2 protein-coding genes and 1 pseudogene are annotated in these 2545 nt (G+C 55.5%); all 3 read right to left on the minus strand.

Annotation, left to right across the window (positions count from 1 at the left end; all coding sequences use genetic code 11):
* Positions 1-1645: VirD4-like conjugal transfer protein, CD1115 family (locus DWX76_RS13570; protein WP_147353872.1), on the minus strand; the 1645-nt coding region annotated here is incomplete at its 3' end.
* On the minus strand, positions 1642-2112 hold the full coding sequence (locus DWX76_RS13575) for a PcfB family protein (protein WP_107001182.1): 471 nt from the start codon (positions 2110-2112) through the stop codon (positions 1642-1644). The genes DWX76_RS13570 and DWX76_RS13575, both read right to left, overlap by 4 nt.
* A gap of 91 nt (positions 2113-2203) precedes the next feature.
* Positions 2204-2545 (minus strand): annotated as a pseudogene (locus DWX76_RS15235) (hypothetical protein); the annotation flags it as partial.

Consider the following 2545-nt stretch of genomic DNA (forward strand, 5'->3'; position numbering starts at 1 on the left):
ACTTGTAATTCGGGTGCTTTTTCAAGTCATACTTCGGGGACAGGAAGGGCGGGAGCCCCCGAAGCTGCAAGATACATTTATCCCCGGGCATGGTGGTGATCTCGCTGGTAGTCATCAGCTCCCGGCCAAGCCGCTGCATATTCTGGCTGTAACTTTCAGACTGCCCCCGGCTCCGGCCTTCGGTCTGCATGGAGATGGTGGCCTTGCCCAGCCAGTTTTCCGAAATATCCTTTAGGGTGGAAGCCTCCCGGCCTCCGAGGAACACGATACTGTCCATGTTGCCCATGATGGTTTCAGAATGGTCCTTGTACAATGCCTTGCACTGGCTCATAGCCTGATAAAAGAGTGTCAGGCTGATCTCACGGGAACGGATGACAGCCACAATTTTCTCCAGCCCCGGCACCTGCCCGGTGTTGGCAGCCTCGTCCCACAGCACCCGCACATGGTAGGGCAGACGCCCGCCATAGGTATTGTCAGCCCGTTCACACAGAAGGTTGAACATCTGCGAAAAAGCGAGGGCAACCAAAAAGTTGTAGGTGGTGTCCGTGTCGCTGATAAGGAAGAACAGCGCTGATTTTTCATCCCCCAGCTTATCAAGCTCCAGTTCGTCATAGGACATGATCTCCCGAAGCTGGGGAATGTCAAAGGGGGCAAGTCTGGCTCCGCAGCTAATCAGTATGCTTTTAGCTGTCTTGCCGCTGGCCAGCTTGTATTTCTTATACTGTCTCACAGCGAAGTGCTGGGGACTGCGGCGTTCCAGCCCATCGAACATATAGTCAACCGCATTTTTGAAGGTTTCGTCATCTTCCCGGACTTCCATGCTGTTTATCATTTCCACCAGCGTATTCATGTTGCGTTCTTCCTCCGGCCCCTCAAAGACGATATAGGCCACAAGGGCGCAGTACAAAAGGGTTTCGGCTTTTGTCCAGAACTCGTCGCCCTCCTTGCCATCGCCTTTGGTATTGGCAATCAGGGCGGTAACGAATTTCAAAACATCGCTTTCCGTCTTGATATAGGCCAGCGGATTGTAGTGCATGGATTTGGAGAAGTCGATACTGTTGAACACCCGCACCCTGTATTTTTCCCTTTGCAGGAACCGCCCGCACTGGTCGAGGGTGCCGCCCTTCGGGTCTACCACCACATACGAGGAATGGGCTTGAAGGAGCTGCGGGGTCAGCCAGAACCTTGTCTTTCCCGAGCCGGACGAGCCGATGACACAGGCGTTTAGGTTCCGGGCATTGGCAGGTACCTTCGGACGGGTGTTCATGGTAAGGAACTCCGTCCCGGTTAAAATGACATTGTTCTGAAATTTAGGGTCTACAAACGGCTTTATATCCTCCTTTGTTCCAAAGCGGGCGGTGCCGTACTCCGCATCCCGCCGGAATTTTTTTGCCTTCCTGATCTTTGACTGTATCAGCAGATACATCCCAGCCGCACCGGCAAGGCCCACCAGCAGGTCAATACCGCCCAGCCCCGGCCAGTAGGTTTCAAAGGCTTTCGGGAAGGTGTCGAGCATCCCCATGAGCTTTGTCCCGAAGTCTGTGCCGGGTGCAGTCCGGTAGGCCGTCCCGATTTTGGAAAAAAACCAGAACACAAAGAGGTACGGCAGGTTGGGGAGCACATATTTTCTGATCTTGTCACTCAACGTCCGTCCTTCACCGCCTCTCTGGTCCGCTGCTTCTCCTTTGCCTGCGTCCTGATCTGCTCCGTGAATTTCCGAAGCTGGCCGAGGATAGAAGGCTTGTCCTGCTCTTTGTCCAGCACCTTTGCACTGTACTTCTGGAAGGCCGCCGTGATAGCGTCCGCCTGATTGGCTTTGAAAAACAGCAGGTAATGGCCGGGGCTCACTTTATGGAAAGCGTAGTCCACATGGAACTCCTTCGCGATCCGGTCAAAATCCTTCGGGGCTCCCACATAGGGCATGGCGCTTTTGCCGCCATAGTGGTTCATCAGCTTTTTCACACTCTGGCGTCCCTGTGGGGTCAGCGCCTTCCGGTGGTGCTTTTGCAGCGTCCGCACCACCTTCCCAAGAGCGGCAGCCAGCACTTTTCCCGTGAGCTTCGTTGTCCTGATCGAAAGGGCAACCGTTTTTTGGTTTACTTCTTCCTGCATAAAACCTCCTTTCCGTCGGGGTTCCCGCTATCCGGGAGGCCCCCGTACAATCTCGGCGAACAGAAAGCCTCGGGCCAATGTGGCCCGAGGCTTACCGCTCGGCATCCCTGCCGGACGGAGCTTTCTTTTCCGGCTCCGTCTGGACTTTTTCGCCCTGTTCCCGCATGGTCTGCAAGATAGAGGGCTTCTTTTGAAGCTGGGAGGCTTTTCGCCGGACAGCGGCTTGATACATTCCAGCCGGTCAGCCGCCCGGATGGCGTTGTCCGTGAGCTGCCTCTGCCATGCACCCACGCTGGGAGCCCAACGAAAGCCGCTGCTTTTCAGCTCGGCCCGGGTGTCCGCGTCAGGCTTTCCGTCAAAGAACACCTGCAAGCGGTTGTCCTCCCGGTTCATTTCCACACGACCCCCATCGAACTCCCAGCCGGAAAATTCC

Origin of the sequence: Clostridium sp. AF21-20LB (assembly GCF_003478795.1) — a bacterium.
GTDB classification, from domain to species: Bacteria; Bacillota; Clostridia; order Lachnospirales; family Lachnospiraceae; genus Otoolea; species Otoolea fessa.